Origin of the sequence: Halobacteriovorax sp. RT-2-3 (genome assembly GCF_047085075.1) — a bacterium.
In the GTDB taxonomy this organism is placed as follows: Bacteria; Bdellovibrionota; Bacteriovoracia; order Bacteriovoracales; family Bacteriovoracaceae; genus Halobacteriovorax_A.
Genome location: NZ_JBKIYF010000002.1, coordinates 811,006 through 831,091 on the forward strand (window position 1 = coordinate 811,006; position 20,086 = coordinate 831,091).

18 protein-coding genes and 1 tRNA gene are annotated in these 20,086 nt (G+C 36.9%); 10 read left to right on the top strand and 9 right to left on the bottom strand.

The window, feature by feature from the left end:
* Positions 1 to 15: 15 nt before the first annotated feature.
* Positions 16 to 945 (bottom strand): LysR substrate-binding domain-containing protein, encoded by a 930-nt coding sequence (locus ACMAYX_RS09795; protein WP_103217738.1) that lies wholly within the window; start codon positions 943 to 945, stop codon positions 16 to 18.
* Positions 946 to 1,011: 66 nt separating this feature from the next.
* Here ACMAYX_RS09795 and ACMAYX_RS09800 point away from each other — a divergent pair, with 66 nt between their 5' ends.
* From ACMAYX_RS09800 to ACMAYX_RS09820, 5 genes are all read left to right on the top strand, one after another.
* Positions 1,012 to 2,421 (top strand): sodium:solute symporter family protein, encoded by a 1,410-nt coding sequence (locus ACMAYX_RS09800; RefSeq protein ID WP_103217737.1) that lies wholly within the window; start codon positions 1,012 to 1,014, stop codon positions 2,419 to 2,421.
* Between the two features lie 61 nt (positions 2,422 to 2,482).
* On the top strand, positions 2,483 to 4,822 hold the full coding sequence (locus ACMAYX_RS09805) for an NADP-dependent malic enzyme (RefSeq protein ID WP_103217736.1): 2,340 nt from the start codon (positions 2,483 to 2,485) through the stop codon (positions 4,820 to 4,822).
* Between the two features lie 12 nt (positions 4,823 to 4,834).
* The gene (locus ACMAYX_RS09810; protein WP_103217735.1) at positions 4,835 to 5,221 is read left to right on the top strand and encodes a Rid family detoxifying hydrolase; all 387 of its coding nucleotides are present in this window, start codon (positions 4,835 to 4,837) and stop codon (positions 5,219 to 5,221) included.
* Between the two features lie 13 nt (positions 5,222 to 5,234).
* Entirely contained in the window at positions 5,235 to 5,873 is a 639-nt protein-coding gene (locus tag ACMAYX_RS09815; protein ID WP_103217734.1) for a YdcF family protein, read from the top strand.
* A 19-nt stretch (positions 5,874 to 5,892) separates the two neighbouring features.
* Complete coding sequence (locus ACMAYX_RS09820) at positions 5,893 to 7,347, top strand: leucyl aminopeptidase family protein (protein WP_392993491.1); 1,455 nt, start codon at positions 5,893 to 5,895, stop codon at positions 7,345 to 7,347.
* A gap of 41 nt (positions 7,348 to 7,388) precedes the next feature.
* Here ACMAYX_RS09820 and ACMAYX_RS09825 read toward each other — a convergent pair whose 3' ends face one another.
* The 4 genes from ACMAYX_RS09825 to ACMAYX_RS09840 all read right to left on the bottom strand — a co-directional run bounded on the left by ACMAYX_RS09825 (position 7,389) and on the right by ACMAYX_RS09840 (position 11,789).
* Positions 7,389 to 9,575 (bottom strand): RelA/SpoT family protein, encoded by a 2,187-nt coding sequence (locus tag ACMAYX_RS09825; protein ID WP_103217732.1) that lies wholly within the window; start codon positions 9,573 to 9,575, stop codon positions 7,389 to 7,391.
* Complete coding sequence (gene gmk, locus ACMAYX_RS09830; protein ID WP_103217731.1) at positions 9,575 to 10,141, bottom strand: guanylate kinase; 567 nt, start codon at positions 10,139 to 10,141, stop codon at positions 9,575 to 9,577. The genes ACMAYX_RS09825 and gmk overlap by 1 nt, the downstream gene beginning before the upstream one ends.
* Before the next feature lie 4 nt (positions 10,142 to 10,145).
* A complete protein-coding gene (locus ACMAYX_RS09835; protein ID WP_103217730.1) occupies positions 10,146 to 11,027 on the bottom strand; it encodes a YicC/YloC family endoribonuclease in 882 nt (293 codons plus the stop codon).
* A 105-nt stretch (positions 11,028 to 11,132) separates the two neighbouring features.
* On the bottom strand, positions 11,133 to 11,789 hold the full coding sequence (locus tag ACMAYX_RS09840) for a hypothetical protein (RefSeq protein ID WP_412471691.1): 657 nt from the start codon (positions 11,787 to 11,789) through the stop codon (positions 11,133 to 11,135).
* Between the two features lie 201 nt (positions 11,790 to 11,990).
* On the opposite strand from ACMAYX_RS09840, the gene ACMAYX_RS09845 reads away from it, so the two are divergent.
* Positions 11,991 to 12,860, top strand: coding sequence for a flagellar basal body-associated FliL family protein (locus tag ACMAYX_RS09845; RefSeq protein WP_103217728.1), 870 nt, complete (start codon positions 11,991 to 11,993; stop codon positions 12,858 to 12,860).
* Here ACMAYX_RS09845 and ACMAYX_RS09850 read toward each other — a convergent pair.
* Complete coding sequence (locus tag ACMAYX_RS09850; RefSeq protein ID WP_103217727.1) at positions 12,849 to 14,090, bottom strand: sigma-54-dependent transcriptional regulator; 1,242 nt, start codon at positions 14,088 to 14,090, stop codon at positions 12,849 to 12,851. The two genes, ACMAYX_RS09845 and ACMAYX_RS09850, sit on opposite strands and share 12 nt — an antisense overlap.
* Positions 14,091 to 14,143: 53 nt before the next feature.
* On the opposite strand from ACMAYX_RS09850, the gene yihA reads away from it, so the two are divergent.
* Positions 14,144 to 14,821, top strand: coding sequence for a ribosome biogenesis GTP-binding protein YihA/YsxC (yihA, locus tag ACMAYX_RS09855; protein ID WP_103217726.1), 678 nt, complete (start codon positions 14,144 to 14,146; stop codon positions 14,819 to 14,821).
* Position 14,822: 1 nt separating this feature from the next.
* On the opposite strand, the gene ACMAYX_RS09860 is transcribed toward yihA, so the two are convergent.
* The gene (locus ACMAYX_RS09860) at positions 14,823 to 15,122 is read right to left on the bottom strand and encodes a hypothetical protein (RefSeq protein ID WP_103217725.1); all 300 of its coding nucleotides are present in this window, start codon (positions 15,120 to 15,122) and stop codon (positions 14,823 to 14,825) included.
* A 60-nt stretch (positions 15,123 to 15,182) separates the two neighbouring features.
* Between ACMAYX_RS09860 and ACMAYX_RS09865 the strand changes: the two genes are divergently transcribed.
* Positions 15,183 to 16,103, top strand: a complete 921-nt coding sequence (locus ACMAYX_RS09865; RefSeq protein WP_412471690.1) for a 1-acyl-sn-glycerol-3-phosphate acyltransferase — start codon at positions 15,183 to 15,185, stop codon at positions 16,101 to 16,103.
* Complete coding sequence (locus tag ACMAYX_RS09870) at positions 16,096 to 17,040, top strand: NAD-dependent epimerase/dehydratase family protein (protein ID WP_158246850.1); 945 nt, start codon at positions 16,096 to 16,098, stop codon at positions 17,038 to 17,040. Before ACMAYX_RS09865 ends, ACMAYX_RS09870 begins: the two co-directional genes overlap by 8 nt.
* A gap of 11 nt (positions 17,041 to 17,051) precedes the next feature.
* On the opposite strand, the gene ACMAYX_RS09875 is transcribed toward ACMAYX_RS09870, so the two are convergent.
* The gene (locus tag ACMAYX_RS09875) at positions 17,052 to 18,956 is read right to left on the bottom strand and encodes an alkyl sulfatase dimerization domain-containing protein (protein ID WP_412471298.1); all 1,905 of its coding nucleotides are present in this window, start codon (positions 18,954 to 18,956) and stop codon (positions 17,052 to 17,054) included.
* 270 nt (positions 18,957 to 19,226) lie between these two features.
* Between ACMAYX_RS09875 and ACMAYX_RS09880 the strand changes: the two genes are divergently transcribed.
* A tRNA-Leu gene (locus ACMAYX_RS09880) sits at positions 19,227 to 19,312 on the top strand.
* A gap of 309 nt (positions 19,313 to 19,621) precedes the next feature.
* On the opposite strand, the gene ACMAYX_RS09885 is transcribed toward ACMAYX_RS09880, so the two are convergent.
* Positions 19,622 to 20,023 carry a hypothetical protein gene (locus ACMAYX_RS09885; RefSeq protein WP_412471689.1) on the bottom strand — a complete coding sequence of 134 codons (402 nt, stop codon included), beginning with the start codon at positions 20,021 to 20,023 and terminating at the stop codon, positions 19,622 to 19,624.
* Positions 20,024 to 20,086 lie beyond the last annotated feature (63 nt).

Below are 20,086 nucleotides of genomic sequence, written 5' to 3' on the forward strand. Positions count from 1 at the left end.
GTGCTAAAATGTCACCTAATCAATAGGAATTATTGAAACATCTGCATTCTTATAGCTTTTTAGCTCTTTAGGAATAACTTTTAGGATTAGTCCTTCAAGTGCATCAATAACCTTCTCTTTGTAGAAAATACGACCATAAACTATTGAAACTTCGCGAGTTGGAACAGGTGGAGTGAATGAGCGGATCATTTTCTTACGAGTCCCAGTTAGATCTAACATATCCAGGTGTGGAATGATTGTATAACCGCTATCTTTGGCCACAAGGTTCTTAATTGTTTCAAGAGAACCACTTTCAAAGTGTTGAAAGCCTTTTACTTTCTGACAAAGATTTAGGACCTGGCCACGAAGACAGTGCCCTTCTTGTAAAAGCCATAGGCCATCTTTGTCGAGATCTGAGAATTCGAGCTGGCTCTTATGAAATAACTCGTGATCTTTTGCTATAAATCCATAGAGTGGTTCATAGAATAACACTCTTTCAATTAGCTGATTATTGTGAAGTGGAGTGACAAGAAGTCCTGCATCCAATTCATCGCGATCAAGTTTTTCGATGATCTCTTCAGTTGTTCTCTCTTCAATAATAAGGTCGACTTTTGGAAATTCTTTAACAAAGCGACTTAAGAAAAGTGGTACGAGGTACGGTGCGAGAGTTGGAATAACTCCAAGCTTGAATTCACCTTCTATACCTACGATTGGATCACTTGCAATATCTTTTAATTTTTTAAATTCTTTATTAACAACTCTTGCTTGTGCAATAAAAGTTTCACCTTCAATCGTTGGAACAATAGGATTCTTAGAGCGATCAAAAATAACAAAGCCTAAGCTATCTTCTAACTTTTGAATTTGCATACTCAATGTTGGTTGAGAAACATGACACTCTTCAGATGCTTTTCTGAAGTGACGGTGTTTATCGACTGCTAATACATATTCCAGTTGAGTTATTGTCATAACAAGAGTTCCTGAAGGTTGATTTATAATTTCTATACTATATCATACTTCATAATCGGAGACTATATGAAGAGCAGTATTGATTTATTTCAAAGTCTATCATCTTTAGACTTATTTATATTTTTTGCCATTTTAGGTTTAACATTAGCGAGTGTGATTTACGGCCAATATCGCATGAAAAAATCCACCGAAAAAGAGACCTTTCTTGATTTACTAATTATGGGAAGAAGACTTACTTTGCCACTTTTTGTCGCAACACTTGTTGCAACTTGGTATGGAGGAATTTTTGGTGTTACTGAAATCGCCTTTAATCAAGGTATCTACAATTTCATCACTCAGGGTGTTTTCTGGTATGTAGCCTATATTATTTTTGCATTTTTTCTAATCAAGAAAATTGAGCCTTACCGTGCTGTTACTTTACCAGATTTAGTTGGAAAGATGTTTGGGCCACGCTCTGCAAAGCTCACAGCAATCTTTAATTTCTTTAATGTACTCCCAATTGCTTATGGAATAAGTTTAGGGATTTTTCTTCAACTAATCTTTGGTGGAACTCTATTACTAAACACTTCCCTAGGAGTTGGTTTTGTTGTTCTCTACTCGATGTGGGGAGGATTGAGATCAGTTGTCTTCTCTGACTTAATTCAGTTCTTTGTCATGTGCCTTGCAGTAGCTTTTGTACTTGGTTTTTCATTTTTTGAATTTGGGGGACTCCCTTACCTAAAAGCAAATCTTCCTGAATCTTATTGGTCACTAACTGGAAAGAACTCACTTGCGACAACTTTTGTCTGGGGTTTTATTGCTCTATCAACTTTAGTTGATCCAAACTTTTATCAGCGATGTTTTTCGGCCACGAGTGGTGAAGTTTCAAAAAAAGGAATCTTGATCTCTACTGTCATTTGGTTCTGTTTTGATATTTGTACGACGTTTGGAGCGATGTATGCAAAAGCCGCCATTCCGGATGCACAGAGCTCACATGCTTACCTAACTTATGCAATTCAAATTCTTCCAGATGGATTAAAAGGATTTATGCTAGCAGGAATTCTTGCAACAATATTATCAACACTTGATTCATATCTATTCATTGCTGGAACAAACCTAGCTTATGACCTCGCTCCAAAGAAGTACAAGGGGCGTGTTTGGGTTCACCACTTTGGTGTTATTTTTGTTGCCGTTTTAACAGTGATTATGTCTGAATACTTTCAAGGTAATATAAAATCTGTTTGGAAGACCTTGGGATCTTTTTCTGCATCATGTCTACTGCTGCCGGTCATATATGGCTACCTATTTCCTAAGCAAATTAGTGATAACCAGTTTGTAACGGCTTGCTTGATAGGTGTCGTAACAACGGGCACGTGGCGTCATATACCTAAGCCAGGCTTTTATTCTAATATTGATGAGCTTTATATTGGTATTATTGCAACTAGTCTAACTCTGCTCATTTATCACCTAATTAGGGATAAAAAGCTAGTCGGATAAGGGCCAAAAAGTGTATCCTTTGTGCTTAATATCGTAGGATTTTAAGTTCAAAGGATTACATATGACTGACAATAAAAAAGTCACGGATAAGTCAAACGCTGACGCTCAAAAAATTGAAAAAGCACTTAATTACCACTCAATGGGTCGCCCTGGAAAAATCGAAGTTGTTGCAACAAAACCATGTTTAACAGCATCTGATTTAACAAAAGCATACTCTCCAGGTGTTGCTCATCCATGTCTTGAAATTGCTAAGAACCCTGATGATGTTTACAAGTACACAGCAAAAGGAAACCTAGTTGCTGTTGTATCAAACGGAACAGCAGTTCTTGGTCTAGGAAATATCGGTGCCGCTGCTGGTAAGCCAGTAATGGAAGGTAAAGGTATTCTTTTCAAGCGTTTCGCTGATATCGATGTTTTCGATATTGAAGTTGAAGAATCAACTGTTGAAGGAATGGTAAATGTTGTTAAGGCACTTGAGCCTACTTTTGGTGGTGTTAACCTTGAAGATATCAAAGCACCAGAGTGTTTTGAAATTGAAAAACAACTAATCGAAAAAATGGATATTCCAGTATTTCACGATGATCAACATGGTACTGCAATTATCGCAGCAGCTGGTTTTATCAACGCGCTAGAATTATCTAAGAAAAAAATTGATAAAGTAAAAGTAGTATTCTCTGGAGCTGGTGCTGCATCAATGGCATGTGCAAAGCTTTTCTTTCACCTTGGTGTTAAGCCAGAAAACCTACTTATGACAGACTCTCGCGGTGTAATTTATAAAGGCCGTGAAAGTGGAATGAACGAATACAAGGAAGAATTTGCAAATGAAACTGATGCAAGAACTCTAGGGGATGCAATGGTTGATGCCGATGTCTTCATTGGTTGTTCAGCAAAAGGTGTTTTAACGAAAGAAATGGTTAAAACAATGGCAAAAAGTCCAATCATCTTTGCAATGGCAAACCCTGATCCAGAAATTCTTCCAAGTGAAGTTGAAGAAGTTCGCGATGATGCAATTATGGCAACAGGACGCTCTGACTTCCCTAACCAAGTTAATAACGTTCTTGGTTTCCCTTCAATCTTTAGAGGAGCACTAGATGTACGTGCTCGTAAGATTAATGAAGAAATGAAGCTTGCAGCAGTTTACGCTCTTGCAGAACTTGCAAAAGAAGATGTTCCTGATGAAGTTAAACTTGCTTACCAAGGTGAAGATTTCAAATACGGAAAAAATTATATTATCCCTAAGCCATTTGATACTCGTGTACTTACGAGAGTTGCTCCAGCTGTTGCTAAAGCTGCAATGGATACAGGTGTTGCAAGAAGAGAGATTGCTGATCTTCACGAGTACTCTGAACACCTAGCTAGCCGTCTTTCGGCAAGTGGTGCTTTCATGAAAACTGTTCGTGATCGTCTAGCAGCTCATATTAAGCGCACTGGTGAAAAAGTTAGAATGGTATTTGCTGAAGGTATTAATACTCGTATCCTTAACGTAGTAAAAACACTTCTTGATGGAAATGCTATTGAGCCAATTCTTCTTGGTCACCCAGATGATATCAAAGCAAAAATTAAGTCTCTTGGTCTTGAAGAGTTCTTAGATGGAAAAGTTGAAATCATCCGTCCAAGAAAAGCTGATAACTTTAAAGAATTCTACAAAGAATACTGTGAAGCTAAGCAAAGAGAAGGTGTTTCACTTAATGCTGCTGAAGACTTAATGATTCAAGAAAACTTCTACGGTTCAATGATGGTTAAAAAAGGTCTTGCCGATACATTTATCGCTGGTCCATCTCTAAACTATAGCGACTGTCTTTCTCCAATTCTAAAAGTTATTGGATCAAAGCCAGGAACAAAAGCGGCAGGTGTTTTCATCCTAGTATTTAAAGACCGTGTTCTTTTCCTAGCAGATACAACAGTTCAACCGGACCCAACTGCAGAAGATTTAGTAGAGATTGCAAACTCAACTGCTGAGCTTTACAAGTCACTAATGAAGAGAGATCCAAGAATTGCTTTCTTAAGCTACTCTAACTTTGGAGACTCAAAGCTTCCGGATGCTAAGAAGATGAAACTTGCTACAAAAATGGCAAAAGAAAAATATCCAGAACTAAAGATCGAAGGTGAAATGCAAGCAGACGTTGCAGTTAACCACGGTATTATGAAAAATCTTTTCAACTTCAGTGAACTTGATAAGTCTGCAGATATTTTAATCTTCCCTGAACTAAACTCTGCAAACATTTCGTACAAGCTTCTTGCTCAATTAACAGAAGCATCTGCTATTGGACCAATCCTTGTACCAATGAATAAGACAGTTAATATCATTCAAAGAACTGCTTCTATTAAAGAGATCGTAGATTCTTGTCGTCTAACGGCATTAAGAGCTCTAGAAGAAAAAGTTAACAGAAACGATATTTAAGAGGAGTTAAAGATGACATTTCAAAAGAATATTATTTCAACTGATAAAGCGCCAAGTGCAGTAGGAACTTACTCACAAGGTGTTGAATATAACGGGACATACTTCTTTTCTGGTCAAATCGGAATTGATCCAGCGACTAGTGAACTAAAAGAAGGATTTGTTCCTCAACTAAATCAGATCATGAAGAATATTGATGGGCTACTTGAGTCACAAAACTTAACTCGTGAGCACATTATTAAAACTTCAATTTTCGTTACTGACCTTGCTAACTTTGGTGAGGTCAATGCTGCATATGAAGCTTATTTTACAGCTCCATATCCAGCAAGAAGCTGCGTTCAAGTTCCAGCACTTCCAAAGGGAGCTGTTGTTGAAATTGAAGTTATTGCAGCTAAAGGATAATTAACACTTTTTTATGTTTGATAAGAAGTATGTATTTGAGACAAAACAAACTAGATCTTGGAGAAAGGCCCTCGAGCTTTTCTCCAAGTTTATTATTTTTATCTTAGGTTACTCACTTCTCTCTTACATCCTCATCCTCTACTCTCAAAACGAAAACCTTAAAACAAAAGAAACTTTCTATAAGAAAAGACCAGATATCATCGTTGTCTTTACTGGGGATAGAGGTCGTATTCAAGAAGCGATTCGCTTAGCAAAAGAATACAATCAAGAAAATATTCTAATTTCAGGAGTGCACACAAAAAATAGTGTTAGTACTTTAATTCAAAGTCATCAAATTACAGATGAGATTAATCACGATTTTCTTGATATCGATTACAATGCAAAGAATACTTATGAGAATGTTTTAGAAACTCTACAAGCTCTTCGCAAGAAGAGTAATATTGATACTGTTCTGATTGTTTCACATGATTACCATATTCTAAGAATCAAATCGATTATCGAATATCGTCGTCGCGATAGTGATCAATACAAGTTCTATTTCTGGGGAGTCAAGTCACCACTTGATTCACTTAGAAGTCTCAAAATTATCTACAAAGAAGTATTTAAATACTTCAGAACACTTACTTACTTGGCCCTGGCCAGTGAGGATTAAAATTTAAATAGGAGGAATAATGAATATCGTTCCATCAATCATGGCAACTAAGAAAAGTGGCCCAAAATCACTTCGTTCAACTGTAACGAGAGTTTACTTACTAACTGCAAGTGCACTAGAAGAAAGTAATATTACGCATTCTGAGCATATCCCGGAGTGGATTATCGGAAGAATTGGCGAAGAAAAAGAAGTTAGTATCCTTGGTAGTGAAGGACCTATTATCTTCAAAGTTATCGAAGAAGCTAAAGAGGGTGAGCAACACTATAACCTTATTACAGATAGTAACTACTCTATTGCAAGAGAAGCACTAGGCTCTCTTGTTGGTCAGATTACTAAAGAGCGCTCTAAGAAAGTTGAAATCAATTTCTACGGACTTGATAAAGATATGATTACTGGTGCAATCGTTGGACTTGAACTTGCGCTTTACCGTTTTAAAGAAGAACTAAACCTTGGTGCTATTTCATTCTTTGATGACGCAAAGAAAGTAGCGAAGTCTACAGTAGATACGGCCCTTTCAATGGCGCAATCGATTAATACAGCAAGGCACTTAGTTAATCTTCCTGCAAATATGTTAAACCCAGTAACTTACGCAGACGCGGTTAAGAAGCACTTTGCAAAATCAAAAACGATGAAAGTTACGATTTATGATGAGAAGAAATTAGAGAAAGAAAAATGCGGACTAATCTTAAGCGTTGGACAAGCTTCTGCGACTCCACCAAGAATTGTTCATATGCAATACCGTCCAGCGGGAGCAAAAGGCAAGCCTACAGCAATCGTTGGAAAAGGAATCACATTTGACTGCGGTGGCCTAAATCTAAAAGGTGGCGCAGGTATGGGTAAAATGAAAAAAGACATGGGTGGTTCTGCAACGGTTATGGGATTTGCTACGTGGCTAGAGAACTCAGGTGTGAAGAAAAAAGTAGACCTTTATCTCGCACTTGCAGAGAACTCGATTAATGAAAATGCTACTCGTCCAGGAGATATCTATACTTCTCGAAATGGCCTAAAGGTCGAAATTGGTAATACTGATGCGGAAGGAAGACTTGCTCTTGCCGATGCAATGGATATTGCGATTACTCAAAAGGAAAAGCCAGAAGTACTAATTGATTTTGCAACTTTAACTGGGGCCGCAAAAGTATCAATGGGTGATCATGTAACGAGTATGTTTGCAAACGATGATGAACTAGCTGATAAACTACTAAAGGCTTCTCAAAACAATGGAGACCTTTCTTGGCGTATGCCTCTTTATAGACCTTACTATAAAGGTTTTAAGTCGCACTTTGCAGATATGAACAATATGTCGACTGTTCAAGGTGGATCTATTGGAGCAGCTCTTTTCCTAGAAAAATTTATTGGTGACACTAAGTGGGCACACTTTGATATCTTTGGATGGACGAGTGGATTTAGACCTTCACTTGTTCAAGAAGGTGGCTCTGGCCAAGGAGTCGAGACTCTAATTGGATACTTTAAATAAGAAATAAAAAAGCAGGTCGTAAGACCTGCCTTTTTTTATGCTTAACCTCTTGTAACAGAGATCACGGAGTCTAGTGCTTCAAGTCCCGAAATTGTTTTAAGTAGTTCAGAATAATCCTTAACCTCTACTTCAAAAATAAGACTACCTTTTCTATCTTGAGTTGACTTGGCCATGGCCGAGCGAATATTTACGCCAAGGTTTCCAATTTCCTTAGAAATCATTGAAAGAATACCTGGCCTATCATGTGTTAGAACATGAATATTTACTGGATGCTTAAACGTGAAGTTCTCATTCCATTCAACGGCAATTTGTCTCCCGACATCACCTACATCGTAACGTGTACAGTCTGAACGGTGAATCGTAATTCCACGTCCTCGAGTGATATAACCAATAATTGGGTCCCCTGGAATAGGGTTACAACAACGGGCCATACGAACCATGAGGTCGTCCATTCCATCAACGATAACGGCATTATCTTTGTGAGCACGCTTTTTAGCAGTACGAGAAATAGTTGAAGTAAGTGAAGAGATTTCTTTCTTCTTTGCATCATCAACTTTTTCATCTTTTAGACCTGGAATACATTCGATAACTTTATCAACATGTAATTTCCCAGCGCCGACGTTATTGTAGATTTCACTATAAGTTTTAACGTTAGTCAGATTTTCTTTCGCATAATCAAGATCATTACGCTTTAAAACTGCTTTTAGAGTCGTACCAAGAACCTTGAATGCCTTATCAAGAGTTTCCTTACCAACTTCAATATTGCGCTCTCTTTCGGCCTTAAGCAGCCAAGACTTAATCTTTGCCTTTGCCTTAGAAGACTTAACAATATTTAACCAATCTTTATTAGGAGTTTGAGTCTTTGATGTAAGAATCTCAATTGTATCACCTGAACGAAGAACGTACTTTAATGGTACCATTCTTCCATTAACTTTCGCTCCCACACAACGGTGTCCAATATCAGTGTGGACACGGTATGCAAAATCTAATGGAGTCGAATTATCTTGAAGTTCAAATACATCACCGTTTGGTGTGAAAACAAAGACACCGCCTACATCAAGATCATTCTTAACATGAGACATGAATTCAGAACTATTATCTGTGTCCTTATTATATTCAAGAAGTTCTTGTACCCAATCAAGTTTAGTCTTACCTGATGACATCCCTTCTTTATACTTCCAGTGAGCAGCAATCCCTCGTTCCGCAACTTCATGCATCTCTTGAGTACGAATTTGAATTTCAATTCTCTCTGCCTTAGGTCCAACGACCGTCGTGTGAAGAGACTGGTAGTTGTTAACCTTTGGAATTGCAATATAATCTTTGAAGCGTCCTGGGATCGGTGTAAATGCCGAGTGAATAACCCCAAGGGCCTTATAACATTCAGTAATATTATTAACGATGATTCTAAATGCTAAGATATCGTGAATTTGTTCAAAATCCACACCGCGTGAAACCATCTTTTTATAAATTGAATAGAAGTGTTTTGAGCGTCCTGTAATATCGGCTTTTACTGAGTATTCAAAAAGCTTCTCTGTTACGACACCAATTGTGTCACCAATATAAGTTTCGCGATCACTCTTCTTCATCGCAACTTTTTCGGCCAAACGATAATAAACATCAGGGTGAAGGTAGCGAAGACAGATGTCTTCTAGTTCAATCTTTACCGAGTTGATACCGAGCCTAGAAGCTAGTGGTACGTAGATATCAAGAGTTTCTTCGGCAATTCGCTTTTGTTTTTCTTCACGAACATACTGAAGCGTTTTCATATTGTGCATACGATCTGCAAGCTTAACAATAATGACTCGCAGGTCTTGTGCCATGGCAACAACCATCTTACGGAAGTTCTCCGCTTGCGATTGTTCCTTTGACTTAAATTTCATTTTAGAGATCTTAGTTAGACCTACAACAATTTGCGCGATCTCAGTCGTAAATTCTTTTTCAATCTCTTCAGGAGTAACACTACAGTCTTCAACAACATCATGAAGAAGGCCTGCGATAATCGTATCAAGATCCATATGAAGCTTAACAAGAGTAGCAGCAACATTCAGCGGGTGAATGATATACTTCTCTCCAGAACTTCGCATCTGTCCCTCATGGGACTTTTCTGCAAAGAGATAAGCTTTTCTTAAAAGAGTGAAATTCGCGTCTGGATAATAAGTTTCGACACGTCGACAAAGTTCATCAATATTTAATTCGCGCTCATGGGCGAAATCGAGTTGCTGGTACATTACTTTCTTAAGATTCCTTCAAAAATATCTTTTAATTCAATATATGCAGTCTCAAGGTCATCATTAACCACAAGATAATCGTAATCATTCTTTCTAAGTAATTCGCGTTTTGCATTATCAAGACGAATATTTAAACTTTCATCTGTCTCCGTGCCACGGCCACGAAGTCTCTGCTCCAATGCTTCAACACTTGGTGGAGCAATAAATATCACACGTGCACGATCACCAAAATATTCTTTGAATGAGTCAGTTCCTTGAACATCTAGATCAAAAAGAAGATTATGCCCTTGAGCAATTTCGTTTTCGACAAAGTCTTTAGAAGTTCCATAGTAATTACCATGAACTTTTGCCCATTCTAAAAATGCATCTTGCTTCTTCATAGCAAGAAACTCTTCTTCTGATATAAAGTTATAGTGCTTACCATGCTCCTCACCTTCACGGGCCTTTCTTGTCGTAAAAGAAACCGACTCCAGGAGATCATGGAATTCATTTTTAATCCTCTTAATCAGAGTTGATTTTCCTGATCCAGATGGTGCAACAATAACTATAATTTTACCTTCACTCATAATACTACTCGAGGTTTAAACCTTGCTCTCGAATCTTTTCTAGCTGAACCTTCATTTGAACAACGGCTTCAGAGATCTCTTGTAGTGTTGACTTCGATCCCGTTGTATTAGTTTCGCGGTTAAGCTCTTGAATAAGAAAATCAATTTGGCGTCCAACTTCCCCGCCTTTTGTTAGCAGGTCATTTAACTTAGATAGGTGGGCATTAATACGATTAATTTCTTCGTGAATATCCATTTTCTCTAAGTAGAAGATTACTTCTTGCATAAAGCGAGGTTCATCAACAGGCATCGCCGTTTTATATTCTTCAAATCTCTTCTCAAGTCTTTCCTTTACGGCCGCTTGAAAATCATCTGACTTATCATTAACTACTTTAAAAAACTCTTCATAAGATTGCTGATGTTTTTTAATAACATCGACCATTTTTTGACCTTCAATCTTACGTGATTCTTTTAAGTTCTCAATCGCTCCCTTAAGGGCATCGATGGCAAAAACATTCATCTCATCAATAGAAGACTCATCGACTTCTTTCATAAATTCATTACGTAAAAAATCAGTTGGTTTTATATCGAGTTGAACATCATTCTTGTCTGCTAGATGTTTCATTGAAGTTATAAATGCGTTCACTTTTTCAGTATCAATATCATCAAAACGAGATTTCGCTTCAAGCCTTTTATAGCTTACGTTTATATCAAAGCTTCCACGTTTAAAATTTTGCGCAATGAGATTTCTCATTTCAAGTTCAACACTATTAAAAAGTGATGACATCTTAAATCGAATATCTTTAAAGCGATGATTTACTGTCTTGATTTCAACTGTAACTTGAAGGCTTTCACTTCCCGCTTCGGCCTTACCAAAGCCAGTCATTGAATATATATTTTTGGCCATTTCCTCTCCCAATGAATGACTTTTTTAACTCAAATATACAGCGATATCAACCGCTAGAAGTAATAATATTAAATATTTATTATACTCCCCTGAAGATTGCTTTCCCTACTCGAGAGACCAGCCTTCAACCTTTCCTTGGCTAAAGTAGACAAATTTACGCTCACCGTTTTCAAAGAAGGTCCAACGCTCATTTTCAAGCTGTGGGTTACCTGCTGTGTCAACACGATGTGGGTTTCCCCAGCGATCAATTACATTCTTCTTGTCCATCCCCATTGCAATTTCGCGGTGAGCCTGAGCTCTTGGAGAATAGCGAAAAATTGATGCAGGCTTTCTGGCCTCAAATTTCCTCTGCTTCTCATATCGAACGAGGGTTCTTCCATATTCTTGCTGCTCTGCTCTTGTTAATGTTAGGTAGTATAGTTTTTGAGAGTCATTATCAAACATCCTCTCTTTTCGACGGAATGCTTCACGATCCTCTGGACGCATACTATCGAGCTTACCCTGTAGCTCCATTTTCAATCGTTTTTCTTGAGACCATGAAGGGTAATCTTCTTCACTTGATGGTGTTCTTTTCATCATTTCATCTTTAGGGTACTGCACATAGCTAGGGTCTCCCCCAACAGTATCAAACGCCTTACCTGGGCTAAATAGTGAGAATCCTTCATCTTCCTCTCCCATAACATCAAGAAATTGTCGATCCATTGAGATCGGTCCGCATGAAACAATGGTCAAAAGTGAAAATAATGTTAATGCTCTAAGCATGTCTTCTCCTTAAAATATTCTCCCCATCACCTCTTCTCTACGGCGTAATTATTGAGATTTCTTAAGAATCCATTCAGCTTCCCCCACATCCAGAAAAAACTTCCTAGCATATTAATTTACTCAAGAATTAACTGTTGCCACTCAGGTATTTTAGGGACTTGCCGATAAGTGCTATAGAGATAGATTTGGGGATATTCTGTAATGATGAATAAATGGCTAAAAATTGAAAAATATTTAAATGGTTTGCTAACAAATCTTGCCAACTTCTTTACTGGAATTACTCCAAATAAGATTAAGAATTCTTATCACAACTTTCTAAAGACAATCGCTGGACTCATCCAGAAGATCATTGCCTTGCCAGAGTTCCTTACTGGGCCGGCAAAGAAATGGTTTAGAATTAAGCTAGCTGCATTAGTCACATTCATGCTGGCCAAAAAGCAAAGTTTAGCAAGTGTTGGAGCTGCTTTTAAGAATTTTAAAATGTCTGGTGATATTCCTCTCATGGCCTACAACGCAGCGAAAAGTTTTTGGTCAAAGAATGTTGCCCTAAAACTTGCAGCAGTCTCTCCGGCCAAGGCCGTGGGAATAACATGTACCCTAACTGTTTTTTCACTAACTGGTATTTCTGTTTATCAAAATATCCAGGAGATTTCAGATAAGACTTCTCCAAAACAAGAAAGAAAAATTGCTAGTGAAGAAGATCTAGAAAAAGCTAAATGGGGTCGATCTCGTTATCGTCTGGCCAATAAAAGAACGATCTTTTTAAGAAATGTTGATATTCCAATTTACATAAAAAATAGAAATGGCATGAAGTCTCTTCTTATCGATGTGCTATTAGAAACAAATAATCGATACACGGCCCAGTATTTCTATAAACCAGAAAATGAGATTTTAATACGCGACCGCCTCAATGAATCACTTCAAGCTGTTGTGCCTAACTTTCCTCTTGAGCCAGAAGGGAAGAAAATTATCAAAGAAAAAGTTCGTTATGAAGTTAATAAACTAATTGAAGATCTAAAAATCGACGGTCACGTTGAAAAGGTCTATATCGACTCAATTTTAAATGGATAAGACCGTTCTCACTGTTTGATTTGAAACTCCAAGTAAACTTGCAGTAGTTGCAACATTTTGGTCACAATGATTAAAAACTTTTAAAAAGTAACGATGCTTCATATCTCGATATGAATAGAATTCATTATTTTCAATAGAACGATCTATTATCTGATTGTGATCCATAAGATTATCATCCATTTCACAATAAGTTAGAAGATTTGACTTCCCCTTTAGGTGCTTCTTTTTTAAATGTGCATTTAATTGCCTAATATTTCCAGGCCATGAGTAACAATGATAAAACTTCTTAAGTTTAGGGTGAATGGTAATGCCATATCGATTTTCATAAGAACAAAGTAACTCATTTAAACGTTGATCATTCTCACGCAAAGAATCTAATTTTATCACTTCTTCAGATGATATACGAAAATAAAAATCAGAGCGCATTTTCCCTTCCTCTACTAGTTTTAAGAGGGAGCGACCTGAGGCCACGATAACTCTAGTTTTTATATATTGCGCTTGATTTGATCCAACTGGATAAAAAAGTCCATCATCGAGAAAGAGCAAAAGCTTTGCTTGAACTTCTTTTGAAATAGAATCGATTTCATCTAAGAATAATGTTCCACCATTGGCCATTTTTAGAGCACCATCCTTATCACTTAAGGCACCTGTAAAAGATCCTTTCTTATGACCGAATAATTCTGACTCCAAAATATTATGAGAGTAAGAACTTAAGTTAAGATGAACAAAATTACCAAGCACGCCACTTTGCTCATGTATCTTTTTTGCTAAATAGCTCTTTCCTGTTCCAGTCTCTCCTTCAATTAAGACATTAAGCTTTGGATGGATTTGATAATCAAAACTGAGCTTCTCTTTGCGCTCCTCTCTTAAGCAGCGAATTCGATTTCGCCCAAGGATGATTTCATCGCCCTTCCTCAGATAAGCGTGAGATGAAAATGAGCCGTTAATTCTAAAGGTTGCTCCATTAATTCCTGACAAACAAAAGGTATCACCTACATTTGTTTTCACAATTGATAGCTTAAAGCCAGCTTCATCCTCTATCGAAATAATAGGTAGTGAGATTTCTAGAGAATCAACAATAAACTCCTTTCCTGTTAATTCAATATGATAGGATGTTCGATTCAATAAAATTCGACGTTTTGAGCCAAATAAAGGTGTAATTTCTATAGAATTTCCATGAACACAAAATGTGTCTTTTACAAGTTTATCTAACTTTGGTACTTCTAGCATATATAACTCCTTAGAATTTAAGCAAAATCGTAGATAAACGGAAGTGAAGAAAAATGGAATATAAAATCGCCAAAGGTACAACTCAATTCAAATACGGAATGACAGATGTGAACCAACTAATTGAATGGTTAAATGCAGAAAAACCGATTGGTGTAAGTTTCATTGGCCGCTCAAATGCGGGTAAATCTTCAACAATTAACTCTTTATTTGGAAAAAGTACTGCTGTTACTTCAAAGACACCAGGACGTACACGCCAAGTAAATATCTTCTCATTTCAATTAGAGAAAGAAGGTAAAGTTGTCGATAATCTTCCACCTTTCTATCTATTTGACCTTCCTGGTTACGGACATGCTAAGGTTTCAAAAGAAATTCATGCTCATTGGGCAAATCTAATGGATGAATTTTTTAAGAACTGTGGTGAACAAAACCTAATGCTTAATCTTCAAGATGCTCGTCACCCAAATCAAAAAGCTGACTTAGTCTTTAGAGATTACCTAAGCCCATTCGGTCATGAAGCATTTCTACTATTTAATAAACTTGATAAGCTTAAGACTCAAAAAGAAAGAGCCGCACTTAACAAACTAAAGCCTGCTATCTTTAAAGAACATAAGTGGGTAACTCAAATTCACTTTATTTCGGCCCTAAAAGGACAAGGGGTTCCGCAATTAGAAAATGCCATTATCAATTACCTTTTATTACAAAATGAGCTAGAGAATAACCAAAGAGACTAAGCTACTCTTTAGAACATTTTGATTTAATATTTGATACGTCTTTTTCCATCAAATGAAGTTGATTTTCATAATCTTTAATTTCTTTTAAGAGTTCATCAACTTTAGGGTTTTCCCACTCAAGTATTCCCGAACTAAGATGCTTTGCAGCTAGTTGTCCCAACTCCTGATACTTCTCATTTAACAGAGTATTTGTATGAGACGCAGTAAGCATCTTCTTACCAATAACAGTTGCCTTGGATAGTTCTTGAGAGCACTCATCAACTATTTTCTTAAGCTTGGTTTTCCATTCCTCTTTTTGCATAATTCACTCTTTCAGATAGAATAAATAATAGATCGTCCCCTATTTTACAAAAAGATAAGTATGATTTCATTAGATTTTTTAGCAAAAAAATTCAACTCTTTTGAACAGGTTCTTGAAAGTAAATTTTCAAGTTATCAGGACTTACTAACTAGTGAAGAAAAGAGCACTCTCGAAAGTACTTATCAAAGTCTTTTAAAGATTTATGGGGAGACAGAAGACCCTTGGGGCCTAAGTGTTCCAAAAGCCAAGAAGAGTTTTGAAATTCTTTATACAATTTATCGCCACTATTTTAAGGTGCGTTTATTTGGTAAAGAGAATATCAAAAATGAACAGTACATGGTTATATCCAATCACTCAGGTCAAATCGCCATTGATGGCCTCATGATTGGCTGTGCCTTCGCTTTTGAAAATGAACCACCTAGAGTTTTAAGGCCAATGGTTGAACGCTTTTTTACAGCTCTTCCGTTTATTAACAAATGGTCTTCTGAATGTGGTGCCGTTTTAGGTGATCGTGATAATTGCCTCAATCTTCTGAAAAGAGGTGAATCTCTTCTTATCTTTCCAGAAGGTGTAAGAGGCGTCTCTAAGAGCACAACTAACTATTATAAAGTTCAAGAGTTCACGCCGGGATTTTTTAGAATGGCACTAAAGAGTGGTGTAAAAATACTCCCCGTTGCAGTTGTTGGAGCCGAAGAGATATTTCCTTATGTTTACCAAGCAAGCGCAGTTGCTAAAATCTTGAAGCTTCCAGCACTGCCTATAAGTGCAAATTACTTCCCACTCCCATCACCTATTGATATTCATGTAGGTAAACCAATAGAATTACCAGAAGATATTGATGCAGATAGTGAGGATAGCTTAATTAATCCACATATTCGAGAAATAGAAAGAGTCATTCAATCAATGCTTACTGAAGGTAGGAAGACACGTAGACCTTGGGCATTTTCTAAAAAAATGAATGAGGATAACGGCGATGAATAATAAACGCTCTATCTTAATCATTGGTGCTTCAGGAGGGCTAGCAAATATTCTATGTGGAATTCTAGCAAAGCGTATGCCTGATGCAAGAATCATTGGAATTGATTCTCGAAAGATGAAAAACGAAGTTGATTTCGATAATTATACATTTCATCGTATGCGATATACACGACGAAATTTTGAAAAGCTCTTTCGTGAAAATAGATTTGAATCGATCTATCAAATAGGAAGGATTACTCCTCCCGGAGGAAGTGCCGAGGAACGCCTAAGTTTCAGTCTTGTTAATACCAGTAAAGTATTGGAGCTCGCGGAAAAGTATTTGATTAAAAAGTTTATCATGCTTTCTACCTATCACGTTTACGGGGCACAACCAGACAATCCTGTATTTATAAATGAAGACTATCCACTAAAAGTTAGTATTAAGCACCCTGAGCTACGTGATGTGACAGAGATAGACGCTCTATGTACTAACTGGATGTGGAAAAATAGAGAAAATATCGAAACAGTTGTTCTACGTCCTTGTAATATTATAGGACCTCAAATTGATAATACGATTTCAAGGTACCTAACTTCTAATATGACTCCTGTGCCAATTGATTTTAATCCTATGATGCAATTTATCCATGAATACGATATGGCAAATATTTTGTTTCAAGCATTAGATAAAATACCTACAGGTGTCTACAATGTTGCTCCAAGTGAAACGATATCACTCCAAGAGGCAAAGAAGATTACAGGTACAAGGGATATTCCATTTCCTGTTTTCACATTAGAAGTTCTCTCAAAGGCGATTAGAAAGATTTGGCCATTTCCAAGTTATTTCATCGATTTCGTCATGTACTCTTGTATTATTGATAACACGAAAATACATCAATATATTCCGGAAGATATTTACCAATATAATTGTAGAAAAACCCTCTCGTTGATACGAAAGGGTTAGTTTTTTAATAATCATTCTTCTTCACTGGCCAGCGTACGTTCTTTTAGCACATTCAGGGCCGGATCATTTTCCCAATCATAGATAATATCGAAATTTGAAAAGGCTTCGATAACTTCTTCTCTCGTTCCTTTTTCAATTCCAATATCTGCACTAACGATAAAATCATCAACTGTTCCCAAGTTGTTATATATCTTAGTAAACGTATCTTTGTTCATGTGCACTTCAATATCCTTCATCTTCTCAATCATCTTCCTATCTGTAACAAAATCAACAACGGCATTTCTTATATGTAGGCCATACTTTTCATCATAACCGAGATTCACTGCAATGAACTTATCAGTCCCTTGAGATCGTCCGGGATTAATTCTAATGCGATAATTATTAACAAACGCACTTGCATTATTTCTTACTTGTACAAATGTTGCTGGTGCATTTTTAATAATGGCAACCTTACCTTCTGCTTTTCTTGCTTGACTCAAGGCCCAACTACGAGCAGTTGTAGCAAGGCTTCGATAGCCAATTTGTTTTAAACAATTTGCTTTGATTTGATTATTATCATTACTATTATTAATTCGAACAAGATAATTAGCTAACTGACATGACCACTGATAATCTCCGTCTCGATATGCATAATCAGCTAGCGACTTAACTCGTGTCTCCCCACCCATCGCAAGAACAATTCGCTTCGCTTCATCATCAGGATGAAGTTTATAAAGATTTGTTGCATCACGATCAAAATGTCCAAAAATAGCTGTATAAATACGAGGAGGCATTGATGAAACTGTTCCATAATTTTCAATCAATGTAGGTTCACTTTTTAAATAATCAGGAATCTTCACAAAGTACCTTAGTTCATCAGGACCCATTCCAAGAGAGATACCTTTTAAGGTTTGATCTAACACAAACGAGAGGCCATCTTGATAACTTTGAAGTCGTTGTGCTATTTTTTCTCGTCCCCTTAGACTAGTAGAATGAGTACTCATAAGGATTTCTGGTTTAAGTTTTTTTATAAACTCAACTGACCTTTTCCAATCTTCTGGGTTACGATACTTACCTCCTCTTAGACTATAAATATTCGGAAACCAGCCCCACATAATATTATTCAGTACCGCCTTTTTAGATGGAATATGGACGAGAACTTGATTCGAGGTATCTGTACCGATATCTTTAGTATAGAAAGTCATATCAACACCAGCAATTGTTAGACGTTGTCCATTACGAACAGGAGTATTTACAGGAACAAACCCATCATTATTAGGTATTACAGTATTTTTAAAACGAGCATCATCACCTTTATCTGGAAGGTATAGATTAAATTGCTCAACTGTTCTGGCCATTAAAACACCACTAACTTCAGAGTGTAGAGCTTCAACTCCTCCAGTCATCGCCATAACTTTATTTGTATTTGGATGACCAATTATCTTAATATTTCTATTACCTCTACGTTTTTCTTCTTCAACAAAGTACCTTGCACCAAGACTATAATGTTCATGTGAGTATATGATTGCTCTAACAGGATACTTAGTAACTTTTCTTAACTCTTTATAAAAGATGCTTGCATCGTGTTCGTTATCGCCTGTATCGTAGACGATTACGCCATCGTTACCAATGATAAAATGTGAGTTTACAATACTATCGCTTCCAATTGTATAGAGACCGCGTCCTAAGTTTAAAGTAGTTAATTTATCATATGAACCACGCTTTGAACTTTCCTGCGGTAATTTCCAATAATCGAAAGTTTCCTTAGACACAAGGGCACCATTATCAAGCTTTGATAACTTCTTATCCTTCGACTTCATCATTGGATTATCATGGAGTAGTGTATTAGTGCTAAGAGCGCTTCCCATAAAAGATGTGCCTCTTCCTACAAAAAATGAGATAACACATAAAATTAAAACGAGAAATCCAACTTTCATATATTCTTCCTTTGTAGAGTTTCTTCAAAGAGTCTTTCGACATATAACAAAGAAAGAAGTACCTAAGTTCAGTTAAGCAAAGTGAAAAAAAATTAACTAAAGAAACAGGCTCTCACCAAAACTGGAAAATACATAGGTCCGCAAAAGCGCTCTTATACAGAAATCATTTATATTTTCCAAAACAAAAAACGCACCATGCGTCAACAATGCGCAGAATTTTTAACAATTGACTGATTTCCTTGAAATGAATAGACTTAATCTATTCTCAATGGCCCGGTGGTGGAATGGTAGACACAGCGGATTCAAAATCCGCCGGTAGCAATACTGTGCGAGTTCAAGTCTCGCCCGGGCCACCATAATAAAAAAGCCCAGGTTTATCCTGGGCTTTTTTATTATTGTTGTCTGGGTATAGAACTTGAATTTGATTCGAGTTTAGGAGCAGGATGCGACGTATGCCAACGAAGGCAGGAGCCGAAGTTGGCCAAGTCTCGCTAGCATAAAAACTAAATCCTTCATTTAAAACATAATTCGATTCGAGTTTAGGAGCAGGATGCGACGTATGCCAACGAAGGCAGGGCAACCAATCGCTCCTGCTCATGGTTGCATACAAAACATCCTGTTTATAAGCCGAAGTTGGCCAAGTCTCGCCAACTTAAAAAAAGCCCCTACTCTAAATCATCAAATGAAATAGTCCACTTGTATGGATTAAACCCACAAGATGAACCAGTAATTGTCGCTTTTGAAACTTGCGTAAATGAGTTGATCATTACCGAAGGAACTTCGACACGATCAAAAAGATACACTAAGCTAGTCGCTTCACTATCTTCTAAAAGGTAAGTCATATGACCTGCATTTAGGCTCCATACGGCCGGATTGTATCCTTTAATACTATCGATAATATTAAATTCAACTTTAGTACAAGGTCCACTTACTTGAAGCTCAACTTTATATTGATTAGCAAGTTTAACTGCAACTTGAGTTTCTTCATTAGTTAGATTCTTTGTTACAGTCTTTGCCATAACATTTAGTGATACTAGTGAAATTAGAGCTATGATCATTGATTTCATCAATTATCTCCTGATTTAAGTTTTAAAAATACTTGTGACTTATAGCATGCGTGAACACTTAAA

Bases quoted from the DNA above. Each gene is read 5' to 3' on its own strand.
- ACMAYX_RS09795 (WP_103217738.1), bottom strand. From the start codon at position 945: ATGACAATAACTCAACTGGAATATGTATTAGCAGTCGATAAACACCGT.
- ACMAYX_RS09800 (WP_103217737.1), top strand. From the start codon at position 1,012: ATGAAGAGCAGTATTGATTTATTTCAAAGTCTATCATCTTTAGACTTA.
- ACMAYX_RS09805 (WP_103217736.1), top strand. From the start codon at position 2,483: ATGACTGACAATAAAAAAGTCACGGATAAGTCAAACGCTGACGCTCAA.
- ACMAYX_RS09810 (WP_103217735.1), top strand. From the start codon at position 4,835: ATGACATTTCAAAAGAATATTATTTCAACTGATAAAGCGCCAAGTGCA.
- ACMAYX_RS09815 (WP_103217734.1), top strand. From the start codon at position 5,235: ATGTTTGATAAGAAGTATGTATTTGAGACAAAACAAACTAGATCTTGG.
- ACMAYX_RS09820 (WP_392993491.1), top strand. From the start codon at position 5,893: ATGAATATCGTTCCATCAATCATGGCAACTAAGAAAAGTGGCCCAAAA.
- ACMAYX_RS09825 (WP_103217732.1), bottom strand. From the start codon at position 9,575: ATGTACCAGCAACTCGATTTCGCCCATGAGCGCGAATTAAATATTGAT.
- gmk (WP_103217731.1), bottom strand. From the start codon at position 10,141: ATGAGTGAAGGTAAAATTATAGTTATTGTTGCACCATCTGGATCAGGA.
- ACMAYX_RS09835 (WP_103217730.1), bottom strand. From the start codon at position 11,027: ATGGCCAAAAATATATATTCAATGACTGGCTTTGGTAAGGCCGAAGCG.
- ACMAYX_RS09840 (WP_412471691.1), bottom strand. From the start codon at position 11,789: ATGCTTAGAGCATTAACATTATTTTCACTTTTGACCATTGTTTCATGC.
- ACMAYX_RS09845 (WP_103217728.1), top strand. From the start codon at position 11,991: ATGATGAATAAATGGCTAAAAATTGAAAAATATTTAAATGGTTTGCTA.
- ACMAYX_RS09850 (WP_103217727.1), bottom strand. From the start codon at position 14,090: ATGCTAGAAGTACCAAAGTTAGATAAACTTGTAAAAGACACATTTTGT.
- yihA (WP_103217726.1), top strand. From the start codon at position 14,144: ATGGAATATAAAATCGCCAAAGGTACAACTCAATTCAAATACGGAATG.
- ACMAYX_RS09860 (WP_103217725.1), bottom strand. From the start codon at position 15,122: ATGCAAAAAGAGGAATGGAAAACCAAGCTTAAGAAAATAGTTGATGAG.
- ACMAYX_RS09865 (WP_412471690.1), top strand. From the start codon at position 15,183: ATGATTTCATTAGATTTTTTAGCAAAAAAATTCAACTCTTTTGAACAG.
- ACMAYX_RS09870 (WP_158246850.1), top strand. From the start codon at position 16,096: ATGAATAATAAACGCTCTATCTTAATCATTGGTGCTTCAGGAGGGCTA.
- ACMAYX_RS09875 (WP_412471298.1), bottom strand. From the start codon at position 18,956: ATGAAAGTTGGATTTCTCGTTTTAATTTTATGTGTTATCTCATTTTTT.
- ACMAYX_RS09885 (WP_412471689.1), bottom strand. From the start codon at position 20,023: ATGAAATCAATGATCATAGCTCTAATTTCACTAGTATCACTAAATGTT.